A 14683-nucleotide genomic window follows, 5' to 3' on the forward strand; every position below is an offset into this window, starting at 1 on the left:
GAGCCCCCATGGCCGTAACGCAGAAAACCCTCGAGTTTGCCGGTCTGCGGACCGGCAACGACCTGCCGCTGACGCTGTTCGGCGGCATGAATGTCCTGGAATCCCGCGAGCTGGCCCTGGAGGTCGCCGAGGCCTATGTGGAGGTCACCTCCCGCCTCGGCATCCCCTATGTCTTCAAGGCCAGCTTCGACAAGGCCAACCGCAGCTCCATCCACTCCTTCCGCGGCCCCGGCCTGGAGCAGGGGCTGGAGATCCTCGCCGAGGTGAAGGCGCGCTTCGGCGTGCCGATCCTCACCGATGTCCACGAGCCCTGGCAGGCGGCCCCCGCCGCCGAGGTGGCCGATATCATCCAGCTGCCCGCCTTCCTGGCCCGCCAGACCGACCTGGTGGTGGCCATGGCCGAGACCGGCGCGGTGATCAATATCAAGAAGCCGCAGTTCCTGGCGCCCCATGAGATGCGCCATATCATTCGCAAGTGCGAGGAGGCCGGCAACGATCGGCTGATCCTCTGCGAGCGGGGCTCCAGCTTCGGTTACAACAACCTGGTGGTGGATATGCTCGGCTTCGGCGAGATGAAGCAGACCGGCTACCCGCTCTTCTTCGACGTGACCCACGCCCTGCAGCGCCCCGGCGGGCGTTCCGACAGCGCCGATGGTCGCCGCCAGCAGGTGGCCGAGCTGGCCCGGGCCGGGGTCGCCGTGGGCCTGGCGGGGATCTTCCTCGAGGCCCATCCCGATCCGGACAACGCCAAGTGCGATGGCCCCTGCGCCCTGCCGCTGGATCGCCTCGCCCCCTTCCTGACCCAGCTCAAGGCCCTCGATGAGCTGGTCAAGGGCTTCCCGGCCCTGGAGATATCCTGAGCGGAGCCGTGACCTACCGACTCAATCAACGCTGACTCACTAAGGACGAAAAACCTATGACCAAGATCGTCGACATTCGCGCCCTCGAGGTACTCGACTCCCGCGGCAACCCCACCGTGCAGGCCGAGGTTGTGCTCGACGGCGGCGCCAAGGGCGTGGCTTGTGCCCCCAGCGGTGCCTCCACCGGTTCCCGCGAGGCCCTGGAGCTGCGCGACGGTGACAAGGCCCGCTACCTGGGCAAGGGCGTGCTCAAGGCCGTGGACGCCGTGAATGGCGCCATCCGCGAGCGCCTGGTGGGCCTGGATGCCGAGGATCAGCGCGCCCTGGATAACGCCATGCTCGAGCTGGACGGCACCGACAACAAGGCGACCCTGGGGGCCAACGCCATCCTGGCGGTGTCGCTGGCCGCCGCCAAGGCCGCCGCCGCCGCCAAGGGCGTGGAGCTCTACGCGCATATCGCCGAGCTCTACGGTCGGCCGGGGCAGTTCAATATGCCGGTGCCGATGATGAACATCCTCAACGGCGGCGAGCATGCCGACAATAACGTCGATATCCAGGAGTTCATGGTGCAGCCGGTGGGTGCCGCGAACTTCCGCGAGGCGCTGCGCATGGGCGCCGAGATCTTCCACGCCCTGAAGAAGGTGTTGAGCGCCCGTGGCCTCGCCACCTCCGTGGGTGACGAGGGCGGCTTCGCGCCCAACCTGGCGTCCAACGCCGAGGCCCTCGCGGTGATCCAGCAGGCCGTGGAAGACGCCGGCTACGCCCTGGGCCAGGACGTCACCCTGGCACTCGATTGCGCCTCCTCCGAGTTCTACCAGGACGGCCAGTACAACCTCGCCGGCGAGGGCAAGTCCTATGATGCCGCGGGCTTCGTCGACTACCTGGCCGAGCTGTGCGAGGCGTACCCCATCGTCTCCATCGAGGACGGCATGGACGAGTCCGACTGGGACGGCTGGAAGGCACTGACCGACAAGCTGGGCGACAAGGTGCAACTGGTGGGCGACGACCTCTTCGTCACCAACACCAAGATCCTCAAGCGCGGCATCGACGAGCGGATCGGCAACTCCATCCTGATCAAGTTCAACCAGATCGGCTCCCTCTCCGAGACCCTGGATGCCATCAAGATGGCCCAGGACGCCGGCTTCACCGCGGTGATCTCCCACCGCAGCGGCGAGACCGAGGACACCACCATCGCCGACCTGGCGGTGGCCACCTCCGCGGGCCAGATCAAGACCGGCTCCCTGTGCCGCAGCGACCGGGTCGCCAAGTACAACCGCCTGCTGGTGATCGAGCAGCAGCTGGGCGACCAGGCCGCCTACCCGGGCCGTTCCGCCATCAAGGGGCAGTAAGGCGTGTCATCCAGGGCGACATTTCGTGTAGGAGATCGCTTACACGGAGGCGAGGAAGTCGCCCTGGTTGATCAAGTTGTGATCAATGCAGTGTCGTGAAATAAAAGCCAAATGCATGATTTTTGGTGATTTTTTCGCGATGTCGCGGCCGCCCCAGGGGGCGGCCGCGGTCGTCTGGGCACCTTGAGATGTGCGCCGGAGCTGCCACAATGAACGCGGGATTAGGAAAAGCGGGGAGTGCTTTTCCGGCAGGATGCCACGGGATGCTAGTCAGGTGCGCCGGGTACGTAAGGGAAGAAGTTTCTCGGCAAGGAAGTCACCCAGGGAGTCGAACCGACGGAACGGTTCAAGGAATTGCTAGGAGCGGGCGGCCTTCGGGCCGCCTTTTTTTATGCCTGTGTCCTGCCTGAGGCGCACACGCAAGACGCCGACCCTAGGGTCGGCGTCTTGCGTGTGCGCGGTGCCGGGGGCGTCGGCTTAGGTTGTGCCTAGCGCTCCAGCAGCTCCAGCTTGCCTTCCTTGCCATCCCACGCCTCGGCGTCGGGCAGCGGATCCTTCCTCTCGGAAATATTCGGCCAGACGTCCGCCAGTTCGGCGTTGAGCTCGATAAAGGCCTGCTGGCCGTCCGGTAGCTCGTCCTCGGAGAAGATCGCCTCGGCGGGGCACTCCGGCTCGCACAGGGCGCAGTCGATGCACTCGTCGGGGTGAATCACCAGGAAGTTGGGACCCTCATAGAAGCAGTCCACCGGGCAGACTTCGACGCAGTCGGTGTACTTGCACTTGATGCAGTTTTCGGTGACGACGAATGTCATGGGTTTCCCCTCGGTCGGTTGGGGCTCGGCGGTCGCATGGCCACCGAGGCAGTAATGAATAAGGTTATAAGCGACGTCCCTATTATAAGCCGCCATTCTAATGGCGCCCTATTCTAGAGGCGTCTTTCCGGGCCAGCAAGCCGCGTCAAGCGGCTGACTGGACGATCGCTTCTGCTCTCGGGCCTGAAGGCGCTTCGGCTTGCCCCGGCGCCTCTCGGCCACTCCACCGGCGAGTGCCTGATTCTAGAGGCGCTTCTTCCACTGATATAGCAGCTCCAGGGCCTGGCGGGGACTGAGGTCGTCCACATCCAGCCCTTCCAGGGCCTCCACCAGGGGGTGGGGGGCGCTGGCGAAGAGGTCGTTCTGCAGCGGTGCGGCGCCGTCGGCGGCGGGGCGGGGCTGATCCACCTCCTGCTGTTCCAACTGGGCCAGCTTCTCCCGGGCCCGCCGGATCACCCCCTGGGGCACCCCGGCCAGTTGCGCCACCTGCAGGCCATAGCTCTGGCTGGCCGGCCCTTCCTCCACCCGGTGCATAAAGACGATACCGTCTTTATGCTCCGCCGCGGTCAGGTGCACGTTGGCGACCCCCTCGGCCTGTTCCGCCAGGGCGGTCATCTCGAAGTAGTGGGTGGCGAAGAGGGTAAAGGCGCGGGTGCGGGTCAGATGCTCGGCGCTGGCCCAGGCCAGCGACAGGCCGTCGAAGGTGCTGGTGCCGCGGCCGATCTCGTCCATCAGCACCAGGCTCTGGTCGCTGGCGTTGTGGAGGATATTGGCGGTCTCGGTCATCTCCACCATAAAGGTGGAGCGCCCGCCGGCCAGGTCGTCGGAGGAGCCGATGCGGGTGAAGATGCGATCCACCGGGCCGAGCCGCGCCGCGGCCGCCGGCACGAAGCTGCCGGTGTAGGCGAGCAGGGCGATCAGCGCCGCCTGGCGCATATAGGTGGATTTGCCGCCCATGTTGGGGCCGGTGATCACCAGCATGCGGCGCTCGTCGTCCATGATCAGGTCATTGGGCACGAAGGGGCCATCGGAGACCTGCTCCACCACCGGGTGACGGCCGCCGCGGATCTCCAGGCCCGGGGTGGCCTCCAGGGTCGGGCGGGTGAAGTCCAGGGCCTCGGCCCGCTCGGCGAAGGTGCTCAGCACGTCCAGGCCGGCCAGGGCGCGGCTGGTGCTCTGGAGGGCCTCCAGCTCGGCATTGAGGGTGTCGAGCAGGCCGTCATAGAGCAGCTTCTCCCGGGCCAGGGCCCGGGACTTGGCGGAGAGCGCCTTGTCCTCGAACTCCTTGAGCTCGGGGATGATAAAGCGCTCGGCGTTCTTCAGGGTCTGGCGGCGAATATAGTCCGCCGGGGCCTCCTTGGCCTGGGCGCGGGGAATCTCGATGTAGTAGCCGTGGACCCGGTTGTAGCCGACCTTGAGGCCGGGCAGGCCGGTGCGCTCCCGCTCCCGGGTCTCCAGCCGCACCAGGTAGTCGCCGGCGTGCTCGGCCAGGCCGCGGTGCTCGTCGAGCTCGGCGTCGAAGCCCTCGGCGATCACCCCGCCGTCGCGGATCACCACCGGCGGGTTCTCCACCAGGGCCCGGGAGAGGGTGTCGGCGAGCTCCGGGTAGGGGCGGATCTGGCGCTTCAGTTCGTCCAGGCTGGAGCCCTCCGGGTAGCCGGCCAGGGCCTCGGCCAGTTCCGGCAGGGCGATCAGGGCGTCGCGCAGCCGTGCCAGGTCCCGGGGGCGGGCGCTGTAGAGGGCCACCCGGGCGAGGATGCGCTCGCAGTCGCCGATCGGCTTGAGCCGCTCGCGCAACTCACCATAGCCCTCCGCCTCCAGCAGCAGGGTCACCGCCGCCTGGCGCCGGGTGACCAGGGTAGCGTCGCGCAGCGGGCGGTTGAGCCAGCGCTTGAGCAGCCGTGAGCCCATGGCGGTGGTGGTGGTGTCGAGCACGCTGGCCAGGGTGTTGTCACCGTTGCCGCCCAGGTTGATATCGATCTCCAGGTTGCGGCGGCTGGCGGCGTCGATCACCACGGCGTCGTCGCGGCTCTCCACGCCGATGGCGGTGACATGGGGCAGCCGCGAGCGCTGGGTGTCCCGGGCATAGTCGATCAGCACCCCGGCGGCGGTGAGGGCGGTCTCCAGGTGGGCGCAGCCGAAGCCACGCAGGTCCTGGACGCCGAACTGATCGCAGAGGATACGCCGGGCGCTCTCGGCGTCGAAGAGCCAGGCGCTCTGGCGGCGCAGGCCACGGCGCTCGGCCAGCTGGGGCGGCAGTTCCAGGTCCTCGCCCGCCAGCACTTCTGCCGGGTCGAGGCGCTGGAGCTCGGCGAGCATCTCGCCCTCGCCCTCGACCTCCAGCACCCCGAAGCGGCCGCTGGAGAGCTCCAGCCAGGCCAGGCCCCAGGTGCCCTGGTGCGGGTGCAGGGCCAGCAGCAGGTTGTCGCGGCGGGCGTCCAGCAGGGCCTCGTCGTAGAGGGTGCCCGGAGTGACGATGCGCACCACCTTGCGCTCCACCGGTCCCTTGCTGGTAGCCGGGTCGCCGATCTGCTCGCAGATCGCCACCGACTCGCCGGCGCTCACCAGACGCGCCAGGTAGCCCTCGGCGCTATGGTAGGGCACCCCGGCCATGGGGATCGGCGCCCCGGCGGACTGGCCGCGCTGGGTCAGGGTGATATCGAGCAGCGCCGCGGCGCGCTTGGCGTCCTCATAGAAGAGCTCGTAGAAATCGCCCATGCGGTAGAAGAGCAACGCGTCGGGATGATCGCGCTTGATCTTCAGGAACTGCTGCATCATCGGCGTATGGGTGGGACTGGCCTGTGACATCGGGGATCCTGTTGAGGCTCTGCACTCGCTGGCAAAAGGCAGTATTCTAACGCCCAGGCAGTGGCTCCGTCAGGAGCGAAAGTGCGTTATTCAGGAGGCTCCCATGTCCGAGCGCGGACGCTACCTCGCCAATCTCGACCTGCTCACCCTGAGCGAGCGCCTGGGGCGGCTGTGCCGCGACCGGGGCATCGCCGTCAGCTGCGCCGAATCCTGCACCGGCGGCGGCGTGGCCAGCGCCATCACCGCGGTGGCCGGCAGCTCCGACTACTTCGAGACCGGCTATGTGACCTACTCCAACGGCGCCAAGACGCGGCTGCTCGGGGTGCCCGAGGCGCTGCTGGCGGCCCAGGGCGCCGTGAGCCGCCCGGTGGTAGAGGCCATGGTGGCCGGCGCCTGTCGCGATAGCGGCGCCGCCCTGGGTGTCGCCATCAGCGGCGTGGCCGGCCCCGGCGGCGGCAGCGCCGACAAGCCGGTGGGCACCGTCTGGTTCGCCTGGGGGGATGCCCAGGCCCAGCAGGCCGAGCGCCATCACCTTCCCGGCGACCGCCGGGCGGTGCGCGAGCAGGCGGTGCGTATCGCCCTGATCGGTTTGATTCAACGGCTTGAATCATCCGAAGAGTAGGCGCGGGCCGATTTTTTCGCCATACTACTGGCCAACCATACAGTAATTGACGGCGGCGCCCCGGGCGTCGCCCCAACCGATCCCAAGGAGACCTCCATGGCTCAGGATGACAACCGTTCCAAGGCATTGAATGCCGCCCTCAGTCAGATCGAGCGCCAGTTCGGCAAGGGCACCGTGATGCGCCTGGGGGACACCCCGCGGGTGACGATGCCCTCGGTCTCCACCGGCTCCCTGGGCCTGGATATCGCCCTCGGCATCGGCGGCCTGCCCTATGGCCGGGTGGTGGAGATCTTCGGCCCCGAGTCCTCGGGCAAGACCACCCTGACCCTGTCGGTGATCGCCCAGGCTCAGAAGCAGGGCAAGACCTGCGCCTTTATCGACGCCGAGCACGCCCTCGATCCCAGCTATGCCGAGAAACTCGGCGTCAACCTGGATGATCTGCTGGTCTCCCAGCCGGACACCGGCGAGCAGGCGCTGGAGATCTGCGACATGCTGGTGCGCTCCGGTGGCGTCGACGTCATCATCATCGACTCGGTGGCGGCGCTGACCCCGCGGGCCGAGATCGAAGGCGAGATGGGCGACTCCCACGTTGGCCTGCAGGCACGGCTGATGTCCCAGGCCCTGCGCAAGGTCACCGGGCATATCAAGAACGCCAACTGCATGGTGGTCTTCATCAACCAGATCCGCATGAAGATCGGCGTGATGTTCGGCAGCCCCGAGACCACCACCGGCGGTAACGCCCTGAAGTTCTACGCCAGCGTGCGCCTGGATATCCGCCGCACCGGCTCGGTGAAGCAGGGCGACGAGGTGACCGGCAACGAGACCCGGGTCAAGGTGGTCAAGAACAAGGTGGCGCCGCCCTTCCGTCAGGCGGAGTTCCAGATCCTCTACGGCAAGGGCATCTACCATGCCGGCGAGGTGATCGACCTGGGCGTGCAGTGTGGCCTGGTGAGCAAGGCCGGCGCCTGGTACAGCTACCAGGGCAGCAAGATCGGTCAGGGCAAGGCCAATGCCGCCCAGTACCTGGAGGAGAATCCGGCCATCATGGAGGAGATCGAAAGCCAGATTCGCGCCCAGCTGCTGGCCAATGCGTCTCCGGCGGAGGAGCCGGCCGAACCCGCCGAGGCCCCGCAGGCCGACGGCGAGGGCGACCTGCTCTAAACGATGAGTCGCGATGCCGATCGTGCCTCCCCCCGGGAGGACGCCATCCGCCTACTGGCCCGGCGCGACTATTCGCGTAGCGAGCTGGAGGGCCGCCTGGCTAATAAAGGGCATGCCGCCGAGGCCATCACCGAGTGCCTGGCTGCCCTGGCCGAGCAGGGCCTGCAGAGCGATGCCCGCTTCGCCGAGGCCTTCCTGCGCTCGCGGCTGGCTCGCGGACAGGGGCCGCTGAAGGTGCGCGCCGATCTGGGCCAGCGGGGCCTCTCCCGGGAGGCCATCGATACGCTCCTCAGGGAGGCCGAGGCCGCCGGCGAGCTCGACTGGTTCACCCTGGCCGCCGAGACCCTGGCCCGACGCTTCGCGGCCCCCGCCGCGACTCCCAAGGAACGGGCCCGCCAGGAGCGTTTCCTGGCCGGGCGTGGTTTCAGCTTCGACCAGGTGCGTCATGCTCTCGAGACGGCCTGGAGTGATGAAGAGTAAACGCTCAGGCGTTTCCTGCTCTCTATCCGCCCCGTGGTTTCAGCTTCGACCAGGTGCGTTATGCCCTTGAAACGGCCTGGAGTGATGAGGAGGAGTCGTAGCTCCGAGCCTCAGCGTCTGAAGAGAGGCCCTGTTGCGATAGATGCCTCCCGTCAGTCGCGGGGCTAACCGACTCGCTCCTCTCCAGGACGAAACCCTGATGCTGCGCTCGCGACTGACGCGTCGGGCCGGACCGAGGTCTCTCTCGCCGGCCCTGGATACGACATCCCTGTCGATCTCCGCTAGTCGCTCGCTACTCGTCAGCGTCCTGGCGACGTCGCTTCGCTAGTTAGCCCCGCTGTGGCCTCGTCCCAGCGTCTAGGGTGGTTGCTCCAGCGACCATGCTCGCTTCTGTTGGCCGCTTATCTCCCCGCGACAGCGGCGGTCGCCGATGCCCCGCTGAAAGTTCCTTGACGACTGCGTTATAATGGTCTTCTTTGCGACGGTGCCCCGGCGCCGGGCGCCCAGGCGTCTTCAGGCTTATCCACACGGACTTATTATGAAGAGTGCAGATATCAGACAGGCCTTTCTGAGCTACTTCGAGGCGCAGGGCCATACCATCGTGCCGTCCAGCTCCCTGGTGCCGGGCAACGACCCGACCCTGCTGTTCACCAACGCCGGCATGGTGCCGTTCAAGGACGTCTTCCTGGGCCGCGACCCGCGCCCCTATGTGCGGGCCACCTCGTCCCAGCGCTGCGTGCGCGCCGGCGGCAAGCACAACGACCTGGACAACGTCGGTTACACCGCCCGCCATCACACCTTCTTCGAGATGCTGGGCAACTTCAGCTTCGGCGACTACTTCAAGCGCGACGCCATTCGCTTCGCCTGGACCTTCCTCACCGAGACCCTGGGCCTGCCCAAGGAGAAGCTCTGGGTCACGGTGCATATCAGCGACGACGAGGCGGAGAAGATCTGGAAGGAGGAGATGGGCATCGACCCGGCGCGCTTCTCCAAGCTGGACGAGGACAACTTCTGGCAGATGGGCGATACCGGCCCCTGCGGTCCCAGCTCCGAGATCTTCTTCGATCACGGCCCCGAGGTCTGGGGCGGCCCTCCCGGCAGCCCGGAAGAGGACGGCGATCGCTATATCGAGATCTGGAACCTGGTCTTTATGCAGTATGACCGGGACGCCCAGGGCACCCTCAATCCGCTGCCCAAGCCCTCCATCGACACCGGCATGGGCCTGGAGCGCATCGCCGCGGTGATGCAGGGGGTGCACTCCAACTACGAGATCGACCTCTTCCAGAACCTGCTGAAGGCGGCGGCCGAGGCCACCGGTCATGATGACACCAGCACCCCCTCGCTGCGGGTGATCGCCGACCATATCCGCTCCTGCGCCTTCCTGATCGCCGATGGCGTGCTGCCCTCCAACGAGGGGCGCGGCTATGTGCTGCGCCGGATCATCCGCCGCGCCATTCGCCACGGCCACAAGCTGGGCGCCCAGGACGCCTTCTTCCACAAGCTGGTGGCGGCGCTGGATGCCGAGATGGGCGACGCCTATCCGGAACTGCGCCAGGGCCGCGAGCAGATCGAGCGGGTGCTGGCCAAGGAAGAGGCGCAGTTCGCGCGCACCCTGGATCATGGCATGGGCCTGCTGGAAGCGGCGCTGAGCGAGCTCGACGGCGAGGTGCTGCCCGGGGCGACGGTCTTCAAGCTCTACGACACCTACGGTTTCCCCTATGACCTGACCGCCGATGTCTGCCGCGAGCGCGGCGTGAGCCTCGACGAGGCCGGCTTCCAGCGCGAACTGGAGGCCCAGCGCGAGCGGGCCCGGGCCGCCAGCCAGTTCGGTGCCGACTATGGCGCGGCGCTCGAGCTCGACGGCGAGACCGACTTCACCGGCTACGACCGCCTGGAGGACGAGGCCACCGTCACCGCCATCGTCGATACCGCCGGCAACGAGCTGGCGGGCCTGACCGAGGGCCAGAAGGGCGTGGTGGTGCTGGATCGCACCCCCTTCTACGGCGAGTCCGGCGGCCAGGTGGGCGACACCGGCTACCTGGAGCTCGACGGCGGTCGCTTCCAGGTCACCGATACCCAGAAGCAGGGCGGTCATCACCTCCATCAGGGGCTGATGGTGGCGGGCGAACTCGCCGTGGGCGCCCATGTGAAGCCCCGGGTGGACGCCTCCCTGCGCGCCGCCACGGTGCGTAACCACTCCGCCACCCATTTGCTGCACCAGGCGCTGCGCGAGGTCCTGGGCGAGCATGTGCAGCAGAAGGGCTCCCTGGTCAGCGCCGAGCGGCTGCGCTTTGACTTCAGCCACTTCGAGGCGATGACGCCCGAGCAACTGGCCGAGGTGGAGGCCCGGGTCAACGCCCAGATCCTCGCCAATGCCGAGACCCGCGTCGAGCATATGAGCCTCGACGAGGCCAAGGCCCGCGGTGCGGCGGCGCTCTTCGAGGCCAAGTACGCCGACAGCGTGCGGGTGCTGACCCTCGGCGCCGACGGCTACTCCGTGGAGCTGTGCGGCGGCACCCATGTGGCGCGCAGCGGCGACATCGGCTGCTTCCATATCGTCGGCGAGGCGGGCATCGCCGCCGGGGTGCGCCGGGTCGAGGCGCTCACCGGCGAGGCGGCCCTGGCCTACTTCCGCGAGCAGGAGGCCCGGGTGGCGCGCATCGGCGAGCGCCTCAAGGCCAAGCCGGAGCAGGTCGAGGAGCGGGTCGCCGCCCTGACCGAGCGCAACCGCGGCCTGGAGAAGGAGCTCGAGCGCCTCAAGGCCCGGCTTGCCAGCGCCGCCGGCAGCGACATGCTCGCCGAGGCCCAGGAGGTGGGCGGCGTCAAGCTGCTGGCCAAGCAGCTCGAGGGCGTCTCCGGCAAGGAGCTGCGCGGTGTCCTCGATCAGCTCAAGAACAAGCTGGGATCCGGCATCATCGTGCTCGGCGTGGCCGACCCGGAAGGCGGCAAGGTCAGCCTGATCGCCGGGGTCACCGACGACCTCACCGGTCGCGTCAAGGCCGGCGAGCTGGTCAATCACGTGGCCGCCCAGGTGGGTGGCAAGGGCGGCGGCCGCCCCGACATGGCCCAGGCCGGGGGCAGCGATGCATCCGCCCTGCCGGGGGCCCTGGATAGTGTGCCGAGCTGGCTCGAGGCCAAGCTCGCCTCTTGATACGAAGGGCCGAGTGGCAGCGATGCCCCGGCCCTTTTCTTTGCCGGTTCCCGATCATTCATCGATTCACTGACCAATCAGGACACTTGCATATGGCGTTATACGTACAGAAATTTGGCGGCACCTCGGTGGGCTCCGTGGAGCGCATCAAGGCCGTGGCCGAGAAGGTCAAGGGGTTCCGCGACGACGGCCACCAGGTGGTGGTGGTGGTCTCCGCCATGAGCGGCGAGACCAATCGCCTGATCGGCATGGCCAACGAGATCAATGACGAGCCCACGCCCCGCGAGATGGACATGCTGGTCTCCACCGGCGAGCAGGTGACCATCTCCCTGCTGGCCATGGCCCTGCACAAGCTGGGCGTGCCGGCCACCTCCTACACCGGTTCCCAGGTGGGCATTCTCACCGACAGCGCCCATACCAAGGCGCGCATCCAGCGCATCGAGACCGACGAGATGCGCGAGGACCTGGACGAGGGCAAGGTGCTGGTGGTCGCCGGCTTCCAGGGAGTAGACGAGGAGGGCAATATCACCACCCTCGGCCGCGGTGGCTCCGACACCACCGGTGTCGCCCTGGCCGCGGCCCTGGGCGCCGACGAGTGCCAGATCTATACCGACGTGGACGGCGTCTACACCACCGATCCGCGGGTCTGCTCCAAGGCGCGTCGCCTGGACACCATCACCGTGGAGGAGATGCTCGAGCTGGCCAGCCTGGGCTCCAAGGTGCTGCAGATCCGCGCCGTCGAATTCGCCGGCAAATACAATGTGCCGCTGCGCGTGCTGTCCAGTTTCCAGGACGGCCCCGGCACCCTGATCGTCGCTGACACAGATGAAGAAGAGGATTCCATGGAAGAACCGCTGATCTCCGGTATCGCCTTCACCGCCAACGAGGCCAAGCTGACCCTGCTCAATACCCCGGACGTGCCCGGCGTGGCCTCGCGGATCCTGGGGCCCATCGCCGACGCCAATATCGAAGTCGACATGATCGTGCAGAACGTGGCGCCGGCCGGCGACTACACCGACTTCACCTTCACCGTGGCCAAGGGCGACTACAAGCAGACCCTGAGGATCCTCAACGAGCAGGTGCTGCCGGACCTGGGTGAGGGCGAGGTCAAGGGCGATGACAATATCGCCAAGGTCTCCCTGGTGGGCGTGGGCATGCGCTCCCACGCCGGCGTGGCCTCCAAGATGTTCCGCGTGCTCTCCGAGGAGAACATCAATATCCGCATGGTCTCCACCTCCGAGATCAAGATCTCGGTGGTGATCGACGAGAAGCAGATGGAGCTCGCCGTGCGTGCCCTGCACAGCGCCTTCGGCCTCGACAAGGACGATATCGAGAGCGAGTGACGCCGCCGGCCGCCATCCCTTCTACGCTGAAGGGAAGGCCCGAATGCCGAGGCCCCCAGGGGTCTCGGCATTTTCGTTAAGCGGGTCATTTGGCCTGGAGGCCTCCCATGACGCATAATTCGGTTTGGTTACATAAAATAATGCGCATCCCGTGCAACCATAAGTCTGAGAAGGAGATCAGCCATGCTCATCTTGACCCGCCGTGTCGGTGAGACGTTAATGATCGGCGACGACATCACCGTCACCGTCCTGGGCGTCAAGGGCAACCAGGTACGCATCGGCGTCAATGCCCCCAAGGATGTCGCGGTACATCGCGAAGAGATCTATCAACGCATCCAGCGAGAACGGGCCGATGAAGACGAGGGCAACCCCGTCTAAGGCAGGAAATTCGCCCGCTCCCGCACCTCGAATAAAAAAGTTCCTTCGAGTGTTGGACAAACCCCATCGGAAACGGTAACATACGCGCCGTGTTGATGAGGGAGAGGTGGCCGAGTGGCTGAAGGCGCTCCCCTGCTAAGGGAGTATGGGGTTTATAGCCTCATCGAGGGTTCGAATCCCTCCCTCTCCGCCATAATGGCTTAGGCCGGCATCGACACACAGGCAAGCGCCCGTAGCTCAGCTGGATAGAGTACCTGACTACGAATCAGGTGGTCGGAGGTTCGAATCCTCCCGGGCGCGCCATTATCGATATCGTATTGATGGCTCATATCGATAAGAGTTGCCTGAGTTTTCTGATAAGCGCCCGTAGCTCAGCTGGATAGAGTACCTGACTACGAATCAGGTGGTCGGAGGTTCGAATCCTCCCGGGCGCGCCAGATACCTAACCCGCTCCAATCGGAGCGGGTTTTCTGCTTTTCACTAGCGAGTCCTGCCAGCGAGGGCGGGGCTCGACGATCGTTCGGCGCCCGGCCTAGCCGCAGGCGCCTTCTTTTTGTCCGTACTCTGTCAATAACTTTATGGCCGTGCGTTTCGGGTTCGCCCGGGGCGCCGACGGTATTCGCGTCCCTTCTGTATCCGAGGGCGGCGTTTCTAGCTTGCCCGCGCCAACTCGTCTTGTGTCGCGACGAGACCCTCGAGAAAATCGTCCAGCCTTGTGATGCGGCGCAGCGTGGCGAAGCGGCGTGCCGCCTCCGGGTCGCGGCCGCGCATCTGGTTGAGCCATTGCTTGAGTAGCGACACCACGACGCGCTCGGGAAGTATGCTATGCTGCAATGCCGCATAGGCGCGGAGGATCTCGGCCCGGGCCGCCCAGGGCGTGGCCGGCAGGCGCTCGCTCGTGGTCTGCCAGTGGCGGATGCGCGGTGCCAGCCAGGGGTCCGCCAGGGCGCCACGGCCCAGCATCACGTCCCGGCAGCCGGAGAGGGTGCGCGCCTTCCAGTAGTCCTCCAGGGTCCAGATATCGCCATTGGCGATCACCGGGATGCTCAGGGCGCGACGGATGCGGCCGATCCACTCCCAGTGGGCCGGCGGGCGGTACCCCTCGTCCCGGGTGCGGGCATGCACCACCAGGTGGCGGGCGCCGCCGCGTTGGGCCGCCAGGGCGCAGGCCAGGGCCAGGCGACGATCGGAGAAGCCGAGGCGGATCTTGGCGGTCACCGGAACCCTGGTGCCCACGGCTTCCGCCACGGCGGCCACGGCGCGCTCGACCCGCCGCGGGTCGCGCAGCAGGGCGGCGCCGCCATCGTGACGATTGACGGTCTTGGCCGGGCAGCCGAAGTTGAGGTCGATGCCGCTGGCGCCCAGGCGCAGGGCCTGGTGGGCATTGGCGGCCAGGGCCTCTGGGTCGGAGCCCAGTAGCTGCAATTGCACCGGGATGCCGCTGGGGGTGGCGGGGGGCGCGACCCTCAGTTCCGGGCAGTGCTTATGGAAGACCCGGGGCGGCAGTCGGGCATCGACGACGCGCACGAACTCGGTGACCGTCCAGTCGAAGCCGGGACGCTCGGTGAGCAGGGTGCGGGCATGGGCGTCGATCACGCCCTCCATGGGCGCTAGGCCGATCCGTCCCTGATGTAGTAAATTAACAAGCTGGTCAACCATGGTGCCATTGCAAACTTTGTAGATTCAGGCAGCGTATTGTATCAGCCGAATAGCGCTCGC

11 protein-coding genes and 3 tRNA genes are annotated in these 14683 nt (G+C 66.8%); 11 read left to right on the forward strand and 3 right to left on the reverse strand.

The window, feature by feature from the left end; all coding sequences use genetic code 11:
• Window positions 1-8 precede the first annotated feature (8 nt).
• Together kdsA and eno are read left to right on the forward strand one after the other, a co-directional pair.
• Window positions 9-860 carry a 3-deoxy-8-phosphooctulonate synthase gene (kdsA, locus tag ACZ5EF_RS01730; protein ID WP_346062774.1) on the forward strand — a complete coding sequence of 284 codons (852 nt, stop codon included), beginning with the start codon at window positions 9-11 and terminating at the stop codon, window positions 858-860.
• Between the two features lie 56 nt (window positions 861-916).
• Complete coding sequence (gene eno, locus ACZ5EF_RS01735) at window positions 917-2209, forward strand: phosphopyruvate hydratase (protein ID WP_346062773.1); 1293 nt, start codon at window positions 917-919, stop codon at window positions 2207-2209.
• A 488-nt stretch (window positions 2210-2697) separates the two neighbouring features.
• On the opposite strand, the gene fdxA is transcribed toward eno, so the two are convergent.
• Both fdxA and mutS read right to left on the reverse strand, forming a co-directional pair.
• Entirely contained in the window at window positions 2698-3021 is a 324-nt protein-coding gene (gene fdxA / locus ACZ5EF_RS01740; protein ID WP_346062772.1) for a ferredoxin FdxA, read from the reverse strand.
• 243 nt (window positions 3022-3264) lie between these two features.
• On the reverse strand, window positions 3265-5829 hold the full coding sequence (gene mutS, locus ACZ5EF_RS01745; RefSeq protein WP_346062771.1) for a DNA mismatch repair protein MutS: 2565 nt from the start codon (window positions 5827-5829) through the stop codon (window positions 3265-3267).
• Between the two features lie 103 nt (window positions 5830-5932).
• On the opposite strand from mutS, the gene ACZ5EF_RS01750 reads away from it, so the two are divergent.
• From ACZ5EF_RS01750 to ACZ5EF_RS01790, 9 genes are all read left to right on the forward strand, one after another.
• Window positions 5933-6451, forward strand: a complete 519-nt coding sequence (locus tag ACZ5EF_RS01750) for a CinA family protein (RefSeq protein ID WP_346062770.1) — start codon at window positions 5933-5935, stop codon at window positions 6449-6451.
• 96 nt (window positions 6452-6547) lie between these two features.
• Window positions 6548-7612, forward strand: coding sequence for a recombinase RecA (recA, locus tag ACZ5EF_RS01755; protein WP_346062769.1), 1065 nt, complete (start codon window positions 6548-6550; stop codon window positions 7610-7612).
• 3 nt (window positions 7613-7615) lie between these two features.
• Window positions 7616-8092 carry a regulatory protein RecX gene (locus ACZ5EF_RS01760; RefSeq protein WP_346062768.1) on the forward strand — a complete coding sequence of 159 codons (477 nt, stop codon included), beginning with the start codon at window positions 7616-7618 and terminating at the stop codon, window positions 8090-8092.
• A 538-nt stretch (window positions 8093-8630) separates the two neighbouring features.
• Window positions 8631-11243, forward strand: coding sequence for an alanine--tRNA ligase (gene alaS / locus ACZ5EF_RS01765; RefSeq protein WP_346062767.1), 2613 nt, complete (start codon window positions 8631-8633; stop codon window positions 11241-11243).
• A gap of 92 nt (window positions 11244-11335) precedes the next feature.
• Complete coding sequence (locus ACZ5EF_RS01770; RefSeq protein ID WP_346062766.1) at window positions 11336-12586, forward strand: aspartate kinase; 1251 nt, start codon at window positions 11336-11338, stop codon at window positions 12584-12586.
• Window positions 12587-12769: 183 nt separating this feature from the next.
• Window positions 12770-12964, forward strand: a complete 195-nt coding sequence (gene csrA, locus ACZ5EF_RS01775) for a carbon storage regulator CsrA (RefSeq protein WP_346062765.1) — start codon at window positions 12770-12772, stop codon at window positions 12962-12964.
• Window positions 12965-13064: 100 nt separating this feature from the next.
• Window positions 13065-13157: transfer RNA gene (locus ACZ5EF_RS01780), tRNA-Ser, on the forward strand.
• Between the two features lie 33 nt (window positions 13158-13190).
• Window positions 13191-13267: transfer RNA gene (locus ACZ5EF_RS01785), tRNA-Arg, on the forward strand.
• 57 nt (window positions 13268-13324) lie between these two features.
• Window positions 13325-13401: transfer RNA gene (locus ACZ5EF_RS01790), tRNA-Arg, on the forward strand.
• Between the two features lie 214 nt (window positions 13402-13615).
• On the opposite strand, the gene ACZ5EF_RS01795 is transcribed toward ACZ5EF_RS01790, so the two are convergent.
• Complete coding sequence (locus ACZ5EF_RS01795) at window positions 13616-14569, reverse strand: tRNA dihydrouridine synthase (RefSeq protein WP_346062764.1); 954 nt, start codon at window positions 14567-14569, stop codon at window positions 13616-13618.
• Between the last annotated feature and the right edge of the window lie 114 nt (window positions 14570-14683).

The sequence above is a fragment of the Bisbaumannia salifodinae genome, assembly GCF_055388505.1.

Bases quoted from the DNA above. Each gene is read 5' to 3' on its own strand.
- kdsA (WP_346062774.1), top strand. From the start codon at position 9: ATGGCCGTAACGCAGAAAACCCTCGAGTTTGCCGGTCTGCGGACCGGC.
- eno (WP_346062773.1), top strand. From the start codon at position 917: ATGACCAAGATCGTCGACATTCGCGCCCTCGAGGTACTCGACTCCCGC.
- fdxA (WP_346062772.1), bottom strand. From the start codon at position 3,021: ATGACATTCGTCGTCACCGAAAACTGCATCAAGTGCAAGTACACCGAC.
- mutS (WP_346062771.1), bottom strand. From the start codon at position 5,829: ATGTCACAGGCCAGTCCCACCCATACGCCGATGATGCAGCAGTTCCTG.
- ACZ5EF_RS01750 (WP_346062770.1), top strand. From the start codon at position 5,933: ATGTCCGAGCGCGGACGCTACCTCGCCAATCTCGACCTGCTCACCCTG.
- recA (WP_346062769.1), top strand. From the start codon at position 6,548: ATGGCTCAGGATGACAACCGTTCCAAGGCATTGAATGCCGCCCTCAGT.
- ACZ5EF_RS01760 (WP_346062768.1), top strand. From the start codon at position 7,616: ATGAGTCGCGATGCCGATCGTGCCTCCCCCCGGGAGGACGCCATCCGC.
- alaS (WP_346062767.1), top strand. From the start codon at position 8,631: ATGAAGAGTGCAGATATCAGACAGGCCTTTCTGAGCTACTTCGAGGCG.
- ACZ5EF_RS01770 (WP_346062766.1), top strand. From the start codon at position 11,336: ATGGCGTTATACGTACAGAAATTTGGCGGCACCTCGGTGGGCTCCGTG.
- csrA (WP_346062765.1), top strand. From the start codon at position 12,770: ATGCTCATCTTGACCCGCCGTGTCGGTGAGACGTTAATGATCGGCGAC.
- ACZ5EF_RS01795 (WP_346062764.1), bottom strand. From the start codon at position 14,569: ATGGAGGGCGTGATCGACGCCCATGCCCGCACCCTGCTCACCGAGCGT.